20 protein-coding genes are annotated in these 19,737 nt (G+C 47.4%); 6 read left to right on the top strand and 14 right to left on the bottom strand.

Annotation, left to right across the window (positions count from 1 at the left end; all coding sequences use genetic code 11):
- Positions 1–48: 48 nt before the first annotated feature.
- From VFA_RS07830 to VFA_RS07780, 11 genes are read right to left on the bottom strand one after another with little or no spacing between them, the layout of a single operon-like run.
- The gene (locus tag VFA_RS07830; RefSeq protein WP_004726177.1) at positions 49–1,689 is read right to left on the bottom strand and encodes a pilus assembly protein TadG-related protein; all 1,641 of its coding nucleotides are present in this window, start codon (positions 1,687–1,689) and stop codon (positions 49–51) included.
- Complete coding sequence (locus tag VFA_RS07825) at positions 1,689–1,958, bottom strand: DUF3613 domain-containing protein (protein WP_004726176.1); 270 nt, start codon at positions 1,956–1,958, stop codon at positions 1,689–1,691. The genes VFA_RS07830 and VFA_RS07825 overlap by 1 nt, the downstream gene beginning before the upstream one ends.
- Positions 1,955–2,629 carry a tetratricopeptide repeat protein gene (locus tag VFA_RS07820; protein WP_038151238.1) on the bottom strand — a complete coding sequence of 225 codons (675 nt, stop codon included), beginning with the start codon at positions 2,627–2,629 and terminating at the stop codon, positions 1,955–1,957. Before VFA_RS07820 ends, VFA_RS07825 begins: the two co-directional genes overlap by 4 nt.
- Positions 2,630–3,523, bottom strand: a complete 894-nt coding sequence (locus tag VFA_RS07815) for a type II secretion system F family protein (protein WP_232281695.1) — start codon at positions 3,521–3,523, stop codon at positions 2,630–2,632. It abuts the gene before it with no gap.
- A gap of 8 nt (positions 3,524–3,531) precedes the next feature.
- Positions 3,532–4,410 carry a type II secretion system F family protein gene (locus VFA_RS07810; protein WP_004726173.1) on the bottom strand — a complete coding sequence of 293 codons (879 nt, stop codon included), beginning with the start codon at positions 4,408–4,410 and terminating at the stop codon, positions 3,532–3,534.
- On the bottom strand, positions 4,404–5,669 hold the full coding sequence (locus tag VFA_RS07805) for a CpaF family protein (protein WP_004726172.1): 1,266 nt from the start codon (positions 5,667–5,669) through the stop codon (positions 4,404–4,406). Before VFA_RS07805 ends, VFA_RS07810 begins: the two co-directional genes overlap by 7 nt.
- 15 nt (positions 5,670–5,684) lie before the next feature.
- Entirely contained in the window at positions 5,685–6,848 is a 1,164-nt protein-coding gene (locus VFA_RS07800) for a type II and III secretion system protein family protein (protein ID WP_004726171.1), read from the bottom strand.
- Between the two features lie 11 nt (positions 6,849–6,859).
- Positions 6,860–7,798: a Flp pilus assembly protein CpaB gene (cpaB, locus tag VFA_RS07795; RefSeq protein ID WP_004726170.1), complete on the bottom strand. Its 939-nt coding sequence runs from the start codon at positions 7,796–7,798 to the stop codon at positions 6,860–6,862.
- 9 nt (positions 7,799–7,807) lie between these two features.
- Entirely contained in the window at positions 7,808–8,344 is a 537-nt protein-coding gene (locus tag VFA_RS07790; protein WP_231623459.1) for a TadE/TadG family type IV pilus assembly protein, read from the bottom strand.
- Positions 8,341–8,757 (bottom strand): prepilin peptidase, encoded by a 417-nt coding sequence (locus VFA_RS07785; RefSeq protein WP_038151235.1) that lies wholly within the window; start codon positions 8,755–8,757, stop codon positions 8,341–8,343. Before VFA_RS07785 ends, VFA_RS07790 begins: the two co-directional genes overlap by 4 nt.
- Before the next feature lie 19 nt (positions 8,758–8,776).
- The gene (locus VFA_RS07780) at positions 8,777–8,998 is read right to left on the bottom strand and encodes a Flp family type IVb pilin (protein ID WP_050780250.1); all 222 of its coding nucleotides are present in this window, start codon (positions 8,996–8,998) and stop codon (positions 8,777–8,779) included.
- Positions 8,999–9,431: 433 nt separating this feature from the next.
- Here VFA_RS07780 and VFA_RS07775 point away from each other — a divergent pair, with 433 nt between their 5' ends.
- The 3 genes from VFA_RS07775 to VFA_RS07765 are packed head-to-tail and all read left to right on the top strand — an operon-like array spanning position 9,432 to position 12,981.
- A complete protein-coding gene (locus tag VFA_RS07775) occupies positions 9,432–9,989 on the top strand; it encodes a YfbU family protein (RefSeq protein ID WP_038151232.1) in 558 nt (185 codons plus the stop codon).
- A 15-nt stretch (positions 9,990–10,004) separates the two neighbouring features.
- Positions 10,005–11,273 (top strand): collagen-like triple helix repeat-containing protein, encoded by a 1,269-nt coding sequence (locus VFA_RS07770; protein WP_004726167.1) that lies wholly within the window; start codon positions 10,005–10,007, stop codon positions 11,271–11,273.
- A gap of 52 nt (positions 11,274–11,325) precedes the next feature.
- On the top strand, positions 11,326–12,981 hold the full coding sequence (locus VFA_RS07765; protein WP_004726166.1) for a POTRA domain-containing protein: 1,656 nt from the start codon (positions 11,326–11,328) through the stop codon (positions 12,979–12,981).
- A 126-nt stretch (positions 12,982–13,107) separates the two neighbouring features.
- On the opposite strand, the gene VFA_RS07760 is transcribed toward VFA_RS07765, so the two are convergent.
- The 3 genes from VFA_RS07760 to VFA_RS07750 form a co-directional block, all read right to left on the bottom strand.
- A complete protein-coding gene (locus tag VFA_RS07760) occupies positions 13,108–13,338 on the bottom strand; it encodes a PAS factor family protein (RefSeq protein ID WP_004726165.1) in 231 nt (76 codons plus the stop codon).
- Between the two features lie 486 nt (positions 13,339–13,824).
- Positions 13,825–14,844 (bottom strand): LacI family DNA-binding transcriptional regulator, encoded by a 1,020-nt coding sequence (locus VFA_RS07755; protein WP_004726164.1) that lies wholly within the window; start codon positions 14,842–14,844, stop codon positions 13,825–13,827.
- A gap of 65 nt (positions 14,845–14,909) precedes the next feature.
- Positions 14,910–16,013: an ABC transporter ATP-binding protein gene (locus VFA_RS07750; protein WP_004726163.1), complete on the bottom strand. Its 1,104-nt coding sequence runs from the start codon at positions 16,011–16,013 to the stop codon at positions 14,910–14,912.
- A gap of 146 nt (positions 16,014–16,159) precedes the next feature.
- Between VFA_RS07750 and VFA_RS07745 the strand changes: the two genes are divergently transcribed.
- From VFA_RS07745 to VFA_RS07735, 3 genes are all read left to right on the top strand, one after another.
- Entirely contained in the window at positions 16,160–17,476 is a 1,317-nt protein-coding gene (locus VFA_RS07745) for an extracellular solute-binding protein (RefSeq protein WP_232281694.1), read from the top strand.
- Positions 17,477–17,578: 102 nt separating this feature from the next.
- A complete protein-coding gene (locus VFA_RS07740) occupies positions 17,579–18,883 on the top strand; it encodes a carbohydrate ABC transporter permease (RefSeq protein ID WP_115333238.1) in 1,305 nt (434 codons plus the stop codon).
- Positions 18,884–19,729 (top strand): sugar ABC transporter permease, encoded by an 846-nt coding sequence (locus tag VFA_RS07735; RefSeq protein ID WP_004726160.1) that lies wholly within the window; start codon positions 18,884–18,886, stop codon positions 19,727–19,729. It begins immediately after the preceding gene.
- Positions 19,730–19,737: the final 8 nt, after the last annotated feature.

The following is a 19,737-nucleotide window of genomic DNA, read 5'->3' as shown; positions in this document are numbered from 1 at the left end:
TATCATTCTCTCATTGTGTTTACAAACGTATTGAGATAAGGCTAGCCGTTATAGAATCAACCCGGACGAGGAAGATTGGATGCTCTCCACCCAAAGATCCGCACCGCCGACATGAATATCTAAGTTGTCCAAAATAGGTAATACCGCGTCTGATAGGAGCGCTGAAACGATCGGGTCAAGAGCAGTAGATAACGTGCTCAAGAGCGGGTTAAGAATCGAAACGTCTACAACTCCTGTCTGTAATCCGACCTCAACATCCGTCGTAAACTGCGGATTATTATCGATGACCGTCTTATCCTTGCTGGGGATGACAATCGAATAGGCTGGCGGATCTTGGGTCGTATTTTCGATGGTGACGGTTGCTTCAAGTCCGAGCGTGGTAGGGATGCCCAGTACGGTTAAATTGACTTGGATCTGCAATGGCGCTACCTGAATGCCAATCAATGGGCTATCGGCCGTCACGATCCCAGTCATGCCATCACTCGTTCTCATCACGTCGGTGAGAGTCGCACTTGCTTTGGCAACTTCAACATTGATGCTCACGGGTTCAATACTGAGTGTCAGCCCGAGTAGTGGGTTATCCAGTACACCGAGTACGGGATCTAAAACGCTGTCAGTGAGGATCTCTGCTGAAAGTTGCAACGCCACTTGGGACGTGGTGGCGGTCGGTTCATGCCCTTCAACAACTGGGAGCGTCGCGATCGTGAAAGACGGTGGGGAGATGATATTGGTCTCGAAGCTGAGGCTCGTGATGTTTGGGATGTCGAGGCTTGAGGTTGGCACGTGAACAAAATGATTGTTGTTGGATGCATAAATCGAGGACTTAATTAACGTCAGCGCATTCAATGAGGTTTCCAGTGCTGCGCCATCAGTATTGCTTTCAGACAAGCGAAGAATATCGGCGAGCCTGATGTCGGGCACTGTCTCTGCCACCGAAAGCTCATTGATGATCATGTTGAGCCCATCGGGGAAAGCATCATTATTGCTTAGCACATTTAAGTAGGTCTTGAGTAAATCGAGCAAAGAGATGTTGCTTTCAAGCACTTCCTCGTTGGAACCCACGCCCAAATCAACCGCCAGAACATTGAGCAACCTCCCGAGTTCAATCGAGCTGTTTGCCAAACCATTGTAGCTGGCGATATCTAAAGCCAACGACGTGCCCAATGTGGCGTTGAATATGCTGTTAAGAAAGCCCGCATCCTCCGCGGTACTTAAGGTACGTGAACCGAGGCCAAATCTAATCGTGCCTGCTTTCTGAATGGCGGCTTCCGCATATAGTGTCATGCTGTTTGAATTAAACAAGCCGCCGGCAACCAAACTTTGAGGCACGGTTTTCGTCACGGTGACTTTGGCTGCAGGGTAGCCATTGTCTGGTGTTGAGCCGGTATCCACGACCCACATCTTATTGATAATTTTCGCTGTGCCATAATCGATGGTTAATGTATCAACTTTTCCTGAAAACCGTGCGGTTAAGCGGTCAAGGATCGCTTCTTTTTGGCGGTCATCGAGGTAATAGGGGTTTTGTAAGCCGACTTCAGTGGCGGCCAGATCCGCCACAGATTGTAGCTGCTGGCGCTGATAGACCAACCGTGCGGTGTCTAGCGCAACGGAAGCAAAGATGACAAGGCTCAGCAATGACGCCGCCAACCAGAGGGTGACCGCGCCTTTCGCTCGATGCTTGCGCCCCATTATTTTTCACCGAAGTTACTTTGAATAAATTTATCGGGTAACGGATGTGAATAACTTTTCAAAACACGTTGCTGGGCAGCCTGTGCAGCTTCGGGAGAGAGGGTGTCTTGATAGCGGGTGGCCATCATGTTCTCACGCTGAATCTTGAGCCAGATTTGGGTTTCCTGAACTTCGGGCAGCTTAAATTCCGCCTTTTCTGGATTTTTGGGATTGGCGTACACTGTGGTGGAACAGAGTAGCGTGACGACTAAGATCGCGGGTGTGTTCATTCGTCGTTCTCCATGCTTTGAATGGGATTGAAGTTGTTGAGGGCATTGGCCAGTTTCTGGCTTTCAAGATGATCCCAACCATAACGTCGGGTGAGGCTTTCTGCGGCTCTTAAATCGTTATTGCGGGCCAGTGCCAGCCAGAGGTTCTTGGCTGCCCGATGATTATTGGGGTTGAGTTCCAATGCGGTGAGAAACTCTTTTTTGGCCACCTCAACTTCATCGACCAGCAACATGTAAAAGCCGTAGTCGTTGCGAATATTCGAATCTGCGGGTTCCATGTCGACAGCGAATCTCAACCAATGGCCTGCTTCTTTGTATTTTTTCTGGTAGGCCGTCAGCAGGCCTAAACCGTGGGCAGCTTGGCCCTTTAAGCACGTATTGAGCAGCCCGGTAAACTTCTTGTTTGCTTCATCCCATTGATTGGTTTTGAGCAGTGCCTTGGCTTCCAAGGCGGTTTTGGTGATGTACGTCCCTTCAATTTTTTGCAGCATGGCAAGTGAGGAGTAATAGTTTTGATTAGCGAAGGCTTGTTGCGCCATCGAGATTTGCATACCAACGGATTGTGAAAATTGCTCATCACATAAACCGGGGGCTTGGGCGTAATTGACATCTTTCGGCGGGGAGGAACACGCGGAAAGCATCACTATCAAAGGGGATAGCCAGAGTTTCATTTAACCTCCAAAGGCGGCCATTAAAGCCAATGCCGCCGGGCCGCCTAGAATGATAAACAGAGCAGGGAACATCAATGCCATCATGGTTACCGATATTTTCCCCGACATTTTGGTCACTTTTTCCTGTAGCGCGACGCGTTTGCGTTCGTACAATAGATCCGCCAATGATTGAAACGATTTCTTCAATCCGCCGCCGGTTTCAGACCCTTGGGACAGCATGGAAAGCAAATCTTGAAAACCGGTGGAGAGCGTCAATGTCGCCATATCGCGAAAGACCCATTCACGGTTTTGTCCGGCGTCGATTCTGGCGATGATCAACGCAATGTCTTTGTTCATCTCCGGCGTGAGATCGCTGGCTTCTTGGTGGTAGGTTTTGAGCAGGCGTTCAAGGGATAGTCCGACTTGCCACAAAATTGCCATCATGTGCACGGCGGTCAGCATCTCTTCATCGATAATTTTGGCTCGTCGATTGGCCTGCATGCGGATCCAACGTATGGACACCAAGGCTCCGATGGCCATAAACAGCGCATAGTAAAGAAATGTACGTTCTATGGAGCTGGAAAATAGATACTGCTGGCCGGTCAAAATAAGGAACAGGCCACTCCAAACAAGAAACATTTTAAACAGACATAAGATTTGCTGGCGGCCGCTGATGTAGCCTGCTTGACGCATATTCAACACAACTTGTGACAACGTTTTGTGATGATCTTGCTTCGATTTTCCCCACCATTTCTGTGAATGGCGCAGGACACTTTCTTTGGAATAAGAGAACAATTTGCTCGCGCTTGACGGGGTGACTGAATGGCCAACCGATTTCAGAGACAGCGCATAACAAATAGTCGCGCCAATCAAACTCACGAAAGACAATAAAAATAGATAAATTGGGTTCATCATGCCTCCGGTCACAAGCTGCGAAACATTCGCCAGATCAGAATGATGCCCAGCAACTGAAGCGAAATCCCCAGAATCAGTGCTTGTCGACCGCCTTCGGAATACCACATGTTGATCAGCAACTCTGGGTTTTGAGTCAGCATGTAGGCGCTCACCAGCAATGGAGCGCTGCCAATCACCCACGCCGTGATTCGTGTTTCCCCCGTAATGGATTTGAGTTCGCGACGGCTGAGATCTTGTTGGCGTAACAGTTTGACTAAACTCTCTAATGAGTCGGTAATACTGCCGCCGTAGCGTGTGTTGATGCTAAAAATGGACCCCAACAGATGAAATGCGACCACGCCCGTGACGACGCTTTCTTTCTCAAATGCATCTTGGAGTTCCACGCCAACCGCTTTGCGATGAATCACACGTTGCAGTACATCTTTCAAAGGGGCGTTGGTGGCGCTGGCTGATTGTTCAACTGCTTGAGCAATACTTAAACCAACTTTGATGCGTCGATTGACCTGTTCAACGAATGACGGCAATTGCTGAACCAGTTGAAGCTTGATGTTATTGCGGCGAATTTGTGCGGTTGCAAAGACAATCAACACACTCAGAACCAATGTGACGGGAAATGCCACGGGGCCAAATCGCGAGGCCAGCATCGCGCTCAGTAACACAATGCCGCCTAATAGTAGCGTATTTTTGAGTGGTGAGCGGCTGAATCCGAGTTGCAGCATGCGTTCGGTGATGGGGTGATGTTGCGCGGTTTTGTGTGTTCTGATGGTGCGTAACAGCGTCGATGGCGCCGATTCTGCCTGTTGCGCCGAGACTTTTTTCGACCAGACAAAACAGAGGTAAGCGGGGACTAGAAATGCGCAGGCGAGGAGCAGATAACTGTTCACCATATTTGCTCCTCAATTTTTAAATTCAGCTCTTCTGATGGCATTTTCAGCGCTTTGAACTGACGTTGAGCAGGAATAAATTGATAGAGGGTGTTGGTCTCGATTTGCGAGGCTTGTACATCCGCGACTTCCACAATTTCAGAAATGACGCGTTTGCCACTGGGCAAACGGCTGACTTGAACAATCATATCAATGGCCGATGAGACGACTTTACGAATGAAGGTTTCACTGGAACGAAAGCCAGTGAGCGTCACCATCATTTCCAGTCGCAGCAGGGCGTCTTTGGGGGAGTTGGCGTGCAACGTGCTCATGGAACCCAAGTGGCCTGTGTTCATGGCTTGCAGCATGTCGAGCACTTCCCCTCCGCGACTTTCCCCTAAGATGATTCGGTCTGGGCGCATACGTAACGCATTTTTGAGCAGTTCACGTGCGGTGACTTCGCCAGCGCCCTCTGAATTGGGTGGGCGAGTTTCCAAGCGAACCACGTGGCCATTACGCAGTTGTAATTCCGCGGCATCTTCTATCGTCACAACGCGTTCGTGGTCGTTGATGTATTGGCTGAGCACGTTGAGCAACGTGGTTTTACCGGAGCCGGTCGCGCCACTGATCAGAATATTCAAACGGGAGTGAACGCAGCGCTTCAAAAATGTCAGCATCTCCGCTGACAATGTACCGTTTGCAATCAGAAATTCTTCGGAAAGAATATCCTGCTTGAATTTGCGCACAGATAGACAGGCACCATCCAAAGCCAGTGGTGGAATAATGGCATTGATACGGCTGCCATCGGGTAACCTAGCATCAACCATGGGATTGGACTCATCAATACGCCGACCTAGCGGCGATATCATGCGGCGAATGACTCGAATCACATGTTCATCGTTTAGAAAATGGTGGTTCACTTGTTCGAGAATGCCATTGCGTTCCACGAATACGTGTTTGGGACCATTGATTAAAATGTCGTTGATGCTGCTGTCTTTCAGTAAGTTTTCAATGGGGCCGTATCCCATCATTTCATCCACAAGTTCGGCGGTGAGCACGTCGAGAGGCGGTGGGTTTTCGATTCGTTCAGCGGCCAGATAGTGCTCAATATAGTGGCTAATCGGCAACATCAAGTTCGCGCGTTCTGACGATGACATGTCAAAGATCAAGCCGTCATCTTCCATGCGCTCTAAAACGAAGCGATGCAATTCGGCTTTGAGTTCCAAGCTCAGCGGCTCATAGCTCGTTTCTTTGATTGACGTTAACCAGTCCATGGCTTTCATGGTGAAACCTCCGTTCTAATCGGAAAATCCGATGTCTTCAGGTAAATCTTCGGGTTCGGTTTGAAGAAAGACCAACTCAAAAAAATCCGGACGATAATTGCGATAAATTTCTCCGGGAAGCGGCGGTAACGTCGCACCTTTCGCAATCGGTTTGACCAAGTGAGGCGTGACAACCATCATGAGTTCTTTGTCATTTTTTTCGAACCGTGTAGAGCTGAAAAAAGCGCCAAGAATGGGAATGTCACCCAGGCCGGGAAAACGGTCGGAGTTATTCATGGTGCTGCTGCTGATGAGTCCGCTGATGACAAAGGTTTCGCCATCTCCCAGTTGTACCGTGGTGTCGGTGCGTCGAACGCTCATTCCGGGCACTAAAACGCCACCGGTGCTGACCGCATTGTTGTAGTTCAGCTCACTGACTTCGGGGGCGACTTTCAGCATGATGCGGTTATCTTTCATCACCGTTGGTGACAAGTTCAACCGAACACCAAACTCTTTAAACTCAATCGTGATGTCGCCATCGCTGGACGCTTTGGGATACGGGAATTCACCGCCCGCTAAGAAGGTGGCGGTGTGCCCAGACATGGTGACGAGACTCGGCTCTGCCAATGTGTACGCAAACCCATTGGCATTGAGCGCACTGATGGTGCTGAGAATGCCGCGTGACATATCACCAATGACGACGTTAAACGCATTCGACAGCGGCAAGAAGCTGTTGCCTGACAGTAATTCGCCCGCAAAATTACCGCCGTTCAGGGCGGCATTGTTGCCGATGCCAAACGTGGTATTGCCAGACTGTTTGCCGAAAAAGAATCCCGCTTCTTTTAGCGCGGATTTACTGACTTCCACCACCTTAATGTCGGTCTGTACTTGGACATTGGTGGTGCTGACGAGCGAAGGCACGACGTGGAGTTGGTACGCTTTGGGCGATGGACTGTTTTTGAGCCACACCAATAACGACGTGCTCCCCCCGTTGTGGCTGTTAATGAGCAAGGTGTTTTTGTTCAGAACATCAATGGTCGCAACATTCGGGTCGGCAACCGCAACGCGAGTAATTTGTTGTTCCCCCACCGACAAACTTGTCTGAGCATTTTCGCTCAGGGTGATTGGCTCGGCTGCATGCACCACCCAAGAGAGCAGTAACGCCAAAAGGCCGACAAGATTTCGATGTTGGATTTGCATGCTGGCCTCCATTAATTGTTTGCTTTGACGACGGTACGTTCACGACCTTGAATCACTTCAACGTAGTTGACCGCCGGATGGCTACGCTTGACGGGATTGCTCGAACGCACGATCGGTTTTGAAGTGGGCTTCGGCTGCGGGTTAAATTGTCTCAGCTCTACGACGCCAGCCATGGAAGCGGCATGCCGTTCAGCGACTTGGGGTGTGCTCAAGGATGCGGTTTGAAGCAGCATGGCGGGCAGCGTGAGTGATGGCTCATAAGTGCCTGCCGCTAACTCTTTGCTGCCCACCGCGGCCAAGCGAATTTCTCCTGAAGCATCTGCGAGCAGGAGAACGGGGGCCAACGATTCATGGACGGCTAAGACGACCGATTTGGCTTGCGCTTCCCGTTCAAATTTGTCCGTGCCATTTTGCTGTTGGCCTATCGCCAATACCATTAAATCGGAAGCAATTCGGCGTGCGCTGGTGATGGCGCCGGATTCTTTATTGGGCTTGAGCAACAGCATCACATCGACATGATCGCCGGGTTGCAAATACCCACCGACGGTGAGCACTTCACCGGCTCGAATGGCGATAGCGCGATAGTTTTCGGGTAGGTCATCGATGACTGGGCGATTTGGCACCAACATTTTTGAAGTGAGGTAGGCGCCTGCAATGACGTCTTGTTTCACGCGGCGACCAAGGGCGACGTCGGGGTTTTGGATCAATGAATCGCCTAGTTGAGTGACTCGAGTGGGTTTCATCATGTCGCGTGTGATGAGTGTGCCTTGGGTTAAGTCATCGACCACCACCCACGCATCATACTGCTCAATGGGCTTGCTGACGGCCGCGTTTTTGGGAGGGGATGGGTTAGCTGTCAACATACCGGAGACTAAAAATACAACGGCAATCGCAAATAAGATCATGGCGGAGAGTTTGAGCGCTTTCGCTTTGTTTAAGGGATAAGTCATGGCGCGCTCCTAATTCAGTTTGAGTACCGCTGATGCGGTAATTTCTGTTGGAAAAACCGAGCCGTCACCAGGCAGCAAACCGTCAATCATGCCCGTGGGTAAAAACGGTGTCTCTTGGTAATTCGGTAACGAGATCGTCACTTCGCAACAGCCGCCACTCTCGATGGCTGATATCGTGATCAACGAGTCGGGGAGTGTGACGCCAAACAATGAGCCGAGGCTGGCGCCTTTTCCATGCGTTACGCCTTGAATCACGCCAATCGCGTTGTCACGAATGACACCTGATACGTTGTTGAGCACTTGAGTATCACTACAATCACTGCTTGCGTAGTCGAAATAACACGCTTCGTCGACGTAGGCGATGGATTGGCGAATGCTCTCTTTGGCGGCGTAATCAAAAAGGTTTGCGGCAAAGAAAATCATCGAATAATGAATGACCGCAAACAACAAAATAATGATCACAGGCATCAAGCATACGGTTTCGATAGCCACGGACCCGCGCTGCCGAATCAATCGATAGGTTAGAAACTCTGGTTTCATCATCATATTGACACCCACCCAATCAATCCAAATAAACTGGTACTGACGAACACCGCTGGAACAAAAGGTGCTTCATTTCTGTCGCTATATTTAAATGTGCTGTACACAATAAAAATCGAAAATGTAATAAATAGATATATCGCCATGACATCAAAAGGAAAAATAGATGCAATGCCGATTAATATTTTAATATCGGCTGCACCGAAAACGCCTTTCATCAATCCAGGCAAGGTTAAGGCAAGTGTTAACAAAATCGACTTATATTCAATCGCCAGACCGACGTTGGGATGAATCATCGCGATAAAAACAGGAGGGCACAACATTAATAAATAACTGATGATGTTGGGCACCCGCATGGTTTTAATATCAAAAATACTTGCCGTGAATAAAAGCCCTAAATAAGTGAGGCTGATTCCCATTGAAACGTATACTCAAACCTTAAACGTCATCAGCGGTGGTAGGGAGTGCATCACGCACGCCGGTCAGCACCGCTTCAATGCGATCCGCAATGGTGTCATCTCCAGTTGAAAATAGGGCGATTGCAATGGCGGCAATCGTGGCGATGATGGCGTACTCAATCCCCGATGCCCCTTTGGTATCACTTAGGAAAGCGCTCACGATGCACCACGACTTTGTTGCTAGGTAATTGAAAGTATTCATATTAATTGCCTCTGACGTAAGGGTTATAATAGTCAAATTTCAATGAAATCATTTAATAAGTTTCCACAAATTGAGACTTTTTGTGGTGCTCATTCAAATTTAATCGTAGGTGGGTTGACAGTAAAAGATAGTATTTTTATGTGACGAATGTCATAAAAAATAAATGAAACGAGTGGCATTGAAACAACGTTTTTTGAGTTTTGTGTGCAAACATTGAGCTGACGATGTTCGAAAAGGTATTCGAATGAATAAGTTAATTAAAATACCCATTGTTATTGTGTTGTTATATTTATCACTAAGTAGTTTGTACGATCTTTTTTAGTCACTGGATTTTTATTTATTTACTCACCATGATTTATATCGAATAGCGTGTTATTGCATTCATGATTAATAAAAAGATAATAATTACAAGAAAGTGATGAGGTCGTTGGTTATGATTTTGAATACCTTTCAAAGGATCGTGGTGATCCTCTTGTGTGATATCCATAAACGCCTAAAAACTCCTTCTCATGTCGATTCAGATTTTATTCTTGAATCGGTTGTTTCTGGTAATGATTGGGCACTCGATTGGGAGTGCCGACGCAACTACATTTATTTTGAGGATGACAATGAACAGTTGACCCATTTTGTTCACGATGTCCTTGAAATGTTTAGTTATATCGAAACGTCTCTGTCGAAGTTAAACACCGACCTCGATCAATACAATAATCCAGCCCTCGTTTTTCAAGGCTTTGACTTGGCGTCGGAGTCAAAATACGTCCATGCAATGGCGTTTGTGACACAGAAAATGGACCGATTCACGGAGTTTTCCGATCGAAGCATTCGTCATGTGCATGTGCCCACGGTGCCAACTTATAGTGCCATGCTTAGCCAATTTATCGCGATGGGGCGGCCTTTCCCGCTGACCCATCGCAATCTCCATGAGCTTATTGCGGCGGCTGGACGCATTCCAGAGCCGCGTTCTAATCCATGTAAAACGGGCAGTATCTGAATCAAGGAGGATACGATGACCATTTTAAATCAACATTCATTAATGGCCTTGGTGGCCGGATGTTTTCTTGTGGCATGTAGCGGCACCGGTTCGGTGGCGTCGAATGACTCAGAAGGTTCATCCTCAGTCACCAGCGAAGATGTTGTCAGCACACAATCGGCAAAAAATGTGGTGTCTGAAACGGGCGGCGCAATCTCACAGAGTGAGTTAACGGAAACGCTAGATACGATTACGACGGGTTCCGGAGAGGTGTTGGTGAACTTGGGCGAAGTAGTGACAGCGCTGGGTGAAGGGTTACCGCTCACCGCTCGTTCGCTCGACGTGAATCAAGACTACCTATCAACCACCGCGCAAGGTGCGAGCAGCGCCACCACCCAATTAGGGACAACCGTAGTGTCTGCTGGCGATACCATTGCAAATCTTGATGCATTACCGGTATTTGTCCAACTCAACAATCAAACGGGCGTGTTAACGTTTACTGGCGAAACGGTGTCTGATCTAGGCGGGAAGGTGGAAAATGTGGGCCAATGGCTGGCGTTTCACACGTCTGATCAGGGCGGCATTTATGGGTTGACTGAAAGTGTTTCGGTCATGACCGCTCCGATTCTGGTTCAAGCTGGGGACATGATTGATCTGAAAGGTCATGCTCTGATTTTGGTCAACGATCTGGGTGAGATGCAAACGGCTGTCCCTAGTTTGGTCTATCTCTCTTCTACATCTCTCAAACAAGGCACGACCGCTTTACTCATGAATGCGGATGGGACGGTGAACAATCTGGGGACGGTATTTGTGGGTGAGCACGGAATGACGGCGTTGCTATTCAACGAGTTGAGCCAGCAAGACGCGTCATTGTCAGCCTTGAAAGAACAGCTGCAAGACACGTTAAACGGTAAACAACTGGCTGGCGTGGGCGATCTTGATCTCGGTGGTGGCCTTTACACGGATGTGCAAGGGAATCTGACGGTGGTCACTCAAAGCCTCGGCGACGTGCTGAGTCTTGATACGGGGTTATTGGCTTCTCTTGAACTCGATAGCACGCTGTTGAACTTGAGCGACTTGGACGCGACATCCATGCCATTGAAAGATTTGCTCGGTTCGACAGCTCAAAGTCTGACGACGTTGGTCGGCTCGTTAACGGGGATGACCGTCGAGACCGTATCGCTGAGCAGTGTGTCGGGTTCTCTATTGGCTGACGATACGCTGTCGGTATCCGATTCAACAGAAACCAGTCAATTGTTGAACTATCTCAGTGCGAACGTTTTGACCCCGGTCTTGGGGCAATAAGCTTGTTCACAAAAAAAAGCGGGGCGAATCATAGCCCCGCAGGAGTTTGTCTATGGGAAAAAAGCCGGCTGTTCTCTTCATTTCCTTCATTTTCTTGTGTTTTTCATTTGTCATTGAAGCCAATGAGCCACCGTTGCTGGTGACACCCAAAGGCATTCTTGATATCGAGTCGGAACCGATCGACACTTCCGCGGTAGAAAGTATGGTGGGCGACGTTGATGCACAGAGCGCCGAGATCATTCAAACCATCCATTTTTCTGGTGGCACGTCGTTGGATTTAAATCTGTTGGCACAAGACGTGGAGTTTCTGATTGGACAACCTTATTCGACGGATTTGGTGCAAATTGCGATTAGTCGCGTTTCCGAACGCTTTCACGCTTCAGGCTTTCCGCTTGCATTTGCGACGGTCGGTCAACATGGTTTTTCGGACGGCAAGCTGACGATCACTGTGGTGGAAGGTTACATCATTCGCAGTGAAGTGGTGGTCGATGATGAGGCTGTCAAACAGCGTATTCAATCGATTCTCGCATCGGTGGTAAATCAAAAACCTGCGCAGCAGGCGTCATTGGAACGGGCGATCGCGTTGATTCATGCCATTCCTGGTTATCAATTTTCAATGGCCTTGCCCCGGCCAAAAACACGCTCGGGCGCCACCTCATTACGTGTTGAACAAAAAAATCGAGAAATCTTCGAGCCGTTTGTCGGTTATTCGATGCAGCAACGCGGCGATAAAAATATGTCGGTAGGGCTCAAAGCCAATGTCAATCAAGCATCTCTAGAGACGATCCAATTGACTGGACTGATCCCGATTGATGGCGGCGACCAACAATACTACGCCGCTGCATTGACCCATGCGCTAGGTTACGACGGATGGACCAGCCGGTTGAATTTGTCCTATTACCAAGATAAGGATGACACGGGCCTTGTCGTGGGCGGGAACGAAGTGAATATTGCCAATCGAATTGAACGTCAGTCGGCAAACTATGGATTGGCGTATCCGTTTGTATTGAATAAAAATAATCGGGTGACAGCGGAGTTAGGGCTACTTTACGAAACTGAAGACAGAGAATATGGGTTGTCATTGAATGACACCTATCTTGGCGCGTTGGAAGATTCGCTTCGTTATCTAATTGCTCGATTGCACGTCAATGCGCAACGCGTTACAGACGACTTAGCGTTTGCCTTTGGTATTGGCGTGAATCGAAGTATTAATGGCGCATTTCACTATGAAAGTGATTTAGGCCAACAGACGATTTACGATGAAGGGATGATGTTCTACAACCTCGATGTTGCTGCTTCGTACACGATGGCAATGCGCTATGTACTGTCATTACGCGCGAATGGCTTGTATGCCAATGACCCCATTGTGCCATCGCAGCGGGTGAACTTTGGCGGCGTGAATTACGGTCGTGCCTATTCAGAAGGCACGTTAGAAGGCGATCGCGGCTATGGGGCAGAACTCAAATTCATGTACAAAAGCCGACGAAAAAATATCTACTTTAATCCCTTTGTACTGGTTGATTACGCTTATGCGGAACAGGTGCGTTTGGTATTGCCTTATGCTGATACTTCTTCCGCCGCAATCGGCTTTGAAACGGGGTATCGCCAACATTTACATCTTGTCTTTGACTACGCGACTCCCTTACTGGAGCATGATGGGCGGTTTTCAAAAGCGGTGTATAACTTGAGTTTGCGCTGGAAGTTTTAACGGGAAGAGGGTTGTTGCTGGACGCGGGTGATATTCGGTTTCGAACCATTGAGCTTATGACATTGTGAAACGTCAGATACAAAAACGGCCCTGGGGGATTGGGCCGTGAATGAGAGGTGGACTCGATTAGTGCTCTGGTGTTTCCAGGAGTTTAACCGCGCGATCCACAGCGTTATTGATGCCTTCAGGACTCTCAAGTTTTCCTGAGCTAGCAGGACCAAGAGCACATGAATACAGCGCCAGTTGCTTATCAAACGGCAAATCCAATTGCTCGTAAAGATCTTGGCGAATCTGGGCGTGTTGTTCCGGTTCTTGGCTAGCAAGGCTAATCAAAGCTTCGTAGATAAGCGTTTTCATGTTTTTCCCTTTTTATTTTATCGCACGGAGTGCATATGGATTGTAAAGGGTTGCACGATAAAAATCGTCCGCCACAGTCACATAACAAAGACTCAAACAAAAATTAGATAAAAGATAGTTGCATTGAAACCGAAATCGCGAAGTTGAAACAATCCCCATTCATCAATTAACTGGTGGTTAACGCGGCATCCATCGGTGGTTTCAATGGTTTGGCAAGTACTGCGCCAACCTCCAAAAGCCTGATGTGATGGCGCAGCACGGCGATCATCAGCGGATCGAGTGAGCTGGTGATTGTTCCGCGGATAATAAATAAGAAAGTGTATAAATAAGAGAATGGGAATTCCCGTTTGATAGCGAGAATACTTGAATTAGTAAATTTACTTAATAAATCGTTATGGGTGTCAACATTCAACGATTTAATTATATTTCTATTTGAGATGGGAATCGTGATTTCGTATTATCGTGAATACGAAATCACGGTTAAGGTTAATTAATTTTAAAACTATCTCGCCACACAAATTCGTGGTTAAAGAAAATGTTTTTCTTATATTTTCTGCCTTGTGTTTTTTCAATAAACATATCAATGGCCGCTTCGCCCATTTCAAATGGGAATAAGCGCATGGTGGTGAGGCTTGGGCTCATGTGTCGAGCTGATGAGATGTCATTGGTGCCGATCACTTGAATATCATCGGGTATCGACAGTTCGTGCTCATAAATGGCGCGATAGACGCCGACAGCAACCATATCGGTAGCGGCATACACGACATCGGGTAATTCGTCGTAGCGCAGCATGTCTTTCATGGCCTGATAGCCAGATTCAATGCAGTACTCTTTGCTCACTTTGCAAAAATTTTCCTGATATAACCCCCGTGAACGCGTTACTTCGCGAAAGGCGTGTAAGCGTGCTTCGTTATTGCCAATAAAGGCCGGGCGTTTGCAATCGCTTTTCAAAATGTACGCCATGACGTCTGTCGCCAGTGCCATTCGGTCGATCAGCACGGCATCGGTTTTCAACCCCAACGGATTAGAATCCACGAAAATAAGATTTTTGTTATTGCGATAGAGATACTCGGTTTCACTTGGTGAAAAATGGCCGACCGCAATGACCGCTTCGGCATTTTTCATCAAGGTTAAATTGGCATCCACTTGATGAAGATGCAGCGTTCGCAATGTCACGCCCTTTTCCAAACATCGGTTTTGAATACCGGCTCGAATCGACGTGAAATATGGATCATCGATTTCTTGGGTCGGGGTCAGAAAATTAATCATGAGCACTTCGTGGCTCATGGCGCGGTCGAATGTTTCTGCGGCCACCGGTTTATGGTCGAATTGTTTTTTACTGCGTTTCGGCGATGTATAACCCAAGGCTTCGACGGCTTCGAGTATGGCCTGTTTTTTCTTGTCACTGACGGATAACGTCGGATCGTCATTTAAGAAGCGAGATATAGTAGACGTCGATATGTTAGCGCGTTGTGCGATATCTTTCAGAGTCGCCAAGGTGATCACCTGCTTTATTTGACTGCAAGAGGGAAGACCAAGGAACGCTCCGGCGTTCCTTGGTCAACGATTCTTTAATGCGTAGAGTCTACCGCATTGAATTGAATGGCATTTCCATCCGGTTCAAAAATATGCAAACACGTTACAGACGTGTACAAGGATACCGCTTCGCGTGGCTTAGTTTGCGTGTCACCATGCAGCAAATATTTAAAATCATCCACGCCACCACATTGACCAAATACGTAAGTCATGCCCCCCAATCGTTCAACCACTTCACACTGGAAATCAAGCTGGACGGCATCGGGTTCGGTGGAGAGGTGCTCCGGTCTGACCCCTAAGGTTAATTCAGCGCCGTGTGGTAGGCGGGCGGTGGCAATTGGCAGGGTCAACTGCTGACCCAACGCCAGTTTAACGGTTAAGCTGATATCATCTTGCGCCACCACGGTGCAAGGCAAGAAGTTCATTTTAGGAGAGCCAATGAAGCCCGCGACGAATTTGTTTTTCGGGCGATGATAGAGATCCATGGGTGACCCCACTTGCTCGACTTGGCCATCACGAAGCACGACAATTTTATCAGCCAACGTCATCGCTTCGACTTGATCGTGTGTGACGTACACCATGGTCGATTTCAGCTCTTGATGAAGTTTGGCAATGTGTAGGCGCATATCGACACGCAGTTCCGCGTCGAGGTTGGACAACGGTTCGTCAAACAGAAACACCTTCGGGTCGCGAACGATCGCACGACCAATCGCAACGCGCTGACGCTGGCCACCCGAGAGTTGAGCGGGCTTACGATCGAGCAAGCTTTCTAACTGTAATGCTTTGCTTACCAGTTGGACTTTTTTCTCGCGCTCTTCTTTCGGAACTTTGTTTACTTTCAGTGAATACCCCATGTTTTCCGCCACCGTCATGTGCGGGTAGAGTGCGTAGGATTGAAACACCATGGCGACGCCTCGTTCTGAAGGTGGTGTATCGTTGACGATATTGCCAGCAATAGAAATATCACCACCGCTGATATCTTCCAAGCCAGCGATCATTCTTAGCAACGTAGATTTCCCACAGCCCGATGGGCCGACAAACACCACAAATTCGCCTTCATCAATAGAAAGATTCACATCATGGATGGTTTGGACATTGCCAAAACGCTTAACGACATTGGATAGCAGAATAGAAGACATGTTGAATTCCTTATAATTGGATAAAAATTAAATAAGATGATGTGATCAAATTCGTTTTTATTTAGTAAATTTTATTTTTCACATGTTTGATTAATCACAATGCTTGTCACGGTTAGTGATTTAAATCACATCAATGAATCACCTGTATGGGAAAAAATAACACAATAAAGCATATTTGCACCATAAATTTTATTTCTACTAATAAAAATAAGGCGAGAAAATTTATGGACAGTAAAAAATTTAGTAAAAATATAAATATCCTTGCTGCGACGACTGCATTGCTATGTTCTCCACTGGCATTCGCTCAGCAATCCTTATTAGTTTGGGAAGATATTCAAAAAGCGTTTGGGAACGCTGATGCGGTTGCCGCATTCGAAAAACAACATGATGTGAAGGTGCAAGTGCTTGAAATGCCTTATGGTGGCCAAGTTGAATCCCTGCGCATGGATGGCCCAGCAGGTACGGGGCCGGATGTTATTCTGATTCCACATGACCAAATTGGCGGTGCTGTGATTCAAGGATTACTTGCGCCAATTCAATCTAAACCTGAAGTTATCAATACATTCAGCCAGTCTTCGATTGATGCGTTGACTTATAATGGTGTGTTGTATGGTTTACCTAAATCTGTGGAAACTGTATTTATGGTCTATAACAAAGACCTTATTCCAGAGTTGCCCGACACGCTCGATGAAATATTCGAATTGTCGAAGAAATTTCGAGAAGAGGGTAAATATGGCTTATTAGCAAAATGGGATGAGCTGTATTACACCTACGGTATTTTAAACGGCATGGGCGGTGACGTTTTTGCGAAGAAAGCAGACGGCTCATATGATTCAAATCGAGTGCTGCTCAACAACCCTGGCGCCGTTGAAGGTGCGTCATACATTCAAAAATTCTATCAATCGAAAGTGTTTCCAACCGGCATTATTGGCAACAATGGTCTGAACGCGATTGATTCCTTGTTTACCTCTAATAAAGCGGCCATCGTTCAAACGGGTCCTTGGTCACTGCAACCTTATAAAGAAGCCGGCATCAACTACGGTGTTGCACCACTGCCTAAACTGCCGTCGGGTGAGCCGATGGGATCGTTTATGGGGGTGAAGAGTTATAGCATCTCGACCTTCTCTAAAAACAAAGCATTGGCCCAGGAGTTTATTGAATTCATCAATAACTACGACAACGCGAAACACCGCTTTGAATTAACGGGTGAAGTACCGGCCGTGACCAAGCTGGTGGATGATCCGGTGATTAAAAATGACCCAGGTGCGCGCGCAGTCGCGATGCAATCTATTCACTCCACATCGATGCCTTCTATTCCTGAAATGAACGAAGTTTGGGGCCCTGCGAACAGTGCGCTGCAACTTATCGCGACCAATAAACAAGATCCAAAAGGCGCGTTGGATGCCGCAGTCGAGAGCATCAACATGCAAATTGAAGCCAACCACGCAATGATGGGTCAATAATTCGATGGCGTGAATGATACATCGCGTTTGATGACGTTCTCCTGCTTCGTCCATGGAGCAGGAGCATCAAACAAGATGGTTTCCGATATGGAGTTGTAAGTGATGTCTGACATGAGTGAACACATGGAGCCCGATACCGCGTTCTACCGTTCTCATCGGTTTACCGCCTTGGTACTGGCGATAATTCCTGGCTTTGGTCAGTTTTATAACCGTCAGTTCGTGAAAGGTGCTCTGTTTTTTGTTCTTTTAGTAAGTTTTTATGGCGTTAGCCGCGATTTTATTGCCCACGGCATGTGGGGAATTCGCACTCTGGGGGAAAACCTTCCGCAAGACAATTCGGTCTTTTTATTGGCGGAAGGGGTGATTGCATTATTAGTGATGTGCTTTGGGCTCGTCGTCTACGCATTGAGTATGAACGACGCGTTTCAAAACGGGAAATTACTGGATGAAGGCAAGCCACTGAACTCTCTACGTGTTCAATATCGCAACGTGATCAACGCGGGCTTTCCTTATTTGATGATTAGCCCCGGGTTTATTTTGTTGGTCTTTGTCGTTGTTTTTCCGATTATTTTTGGCTTTGCCATTGGGTTTACCAATTACAACTTGTACAACTCCCCGCCAGCAAAACTGGTCGATTGGGTTGGGTTGAAGAATTTCTTTAATATTTTCCAGATCAACCTATGGCGCAACACGTTCTTTGATGTGCTGCAGTGGACCATTGTGTGGACGTTATTGGCTTCAACGTTGCAGTGCACCGTTGGCGTGTTACTCGCGATTTTAGTGAATCAAAAGGACCTCAAATTCAAACCGTTGATTCGTACGATTTTCATTCTTCCATGGGCGGTTCCTGGCTTTGTGACCATTCTGATTTTTACCGGGATGTTCAACGACAGTTTTGGTGTGATCAACAACGTGATTTTGGATTTCTTTGGTATCGAACCCAAAGCATGGCTCACCGATCCGTTCTGGACCAAAGTGGCGTTGATCGCGATTCAAACTTGGTTGGGTTTCCCGTTTGTATTTGCAATGACCACAGGAGTACTGCAAGCCATTCCAAATGATTTGTATGAAGCGGCGACTATGGATGGCGCAAGTAAATTTCAGCAACTCAAAACCATTACGTTGCCGCTGGTGTTGTACTCGATTGCGCCGATATTGATCACGCAATACACCTTTAATTTCAATAACTTCAATATCATTTATCTGTTTAATAACGGTGGCCCTGCAGTGATTGGCAGTAACGCCGGGGGCACGGATATTCTGGTGTCATGGATATACAAACTGACCATGTCTTCGTCGCAATATGGCATCGCCTCGGCGATTACACTGCTGTTGTCTATCTTCGTGGTGGGGATCGCTCTGTGGCAATTCCGCATGACGAAGTCATTCAAAGAGGAGACGAGATAAATGATGAGTATTAAGCGCAGTAATCGCATTCGTCTGACGCTCAGTTACCTGCTGATCGCCGCGGTCTCCGTCATCATTATCTATCCGTTGGTGTGGACGGTTGGTGCATCGTTCTATCCGGGCAACAGCATCATGGGTGAATCGATTTTCCCAGACAACCCGACGTGGAGCCACTACGCAACACTGTTTGCCAATGACAAAGTGGCGTATCTGACTTGGTTTTGGAACAGCTTAAAAATCAGTTTTTTAACTATGGTGTTAACGCTGGTCAGTGTGTCATGTACCTCGTATGCGTTCTCACGTTTTCGCTTTAAAGGGCGTAAGAATGGGTTGATGCTGTTCCTGTTGTTACAGATGATTCCACAATTTTCCGCATTGATTGCCATTTTTGTCCTGGCGCAGATGCTGGGCCTCATCAACAGCCATCTTGCGTTGGTGTTGGTGTATGTCGGCGGCATGATTCCGATGAATACCTATTTGATGAAAGGTTATCTGGATGCGATTCCGAAAGATCTGGATGAATCAGCGAAAATGGATGGCGCCAGTAATATTCGAATTTTTCTTGAAATTATATTGCCAATTTCCAAGCCAATTATCGCGGTGGTTGCTTTATTTTCTTTCACCGGTCCATTGGGGGATTTTATTCTGGCAACCACGATATTAAGAACACCAGAAAATTACACCTTACCGATCGGTTTATATAACTTGGTGGTAGAGAAAATGGGCGCAAGTTATACCACTTACGCAGCGGGTGCGGTGCTGATCTCCATTCCTGTCGCGTTGCTCTATTTATCGCTACAAAAATATTTTGTGTCTGGCCTAACTGCCGGTAGTACCAAAGGCTAATCGAAGAG

Source organism: Vibrio furnissii CIP 102972, from assembly GCF_000176175.1.
Taxonomy (GTDB): Bacteria; Pseudomonadota; Gammaproteobacteria; order Enterobacterales; family Vibrionaceae; genus Vibrio; species Vibrio furnissii.
The sequence above is the reverse complement of the archived record's forward strand: the minus strand, read 5'-3'. Positions and strand labels throughout refer to the sequence as shown.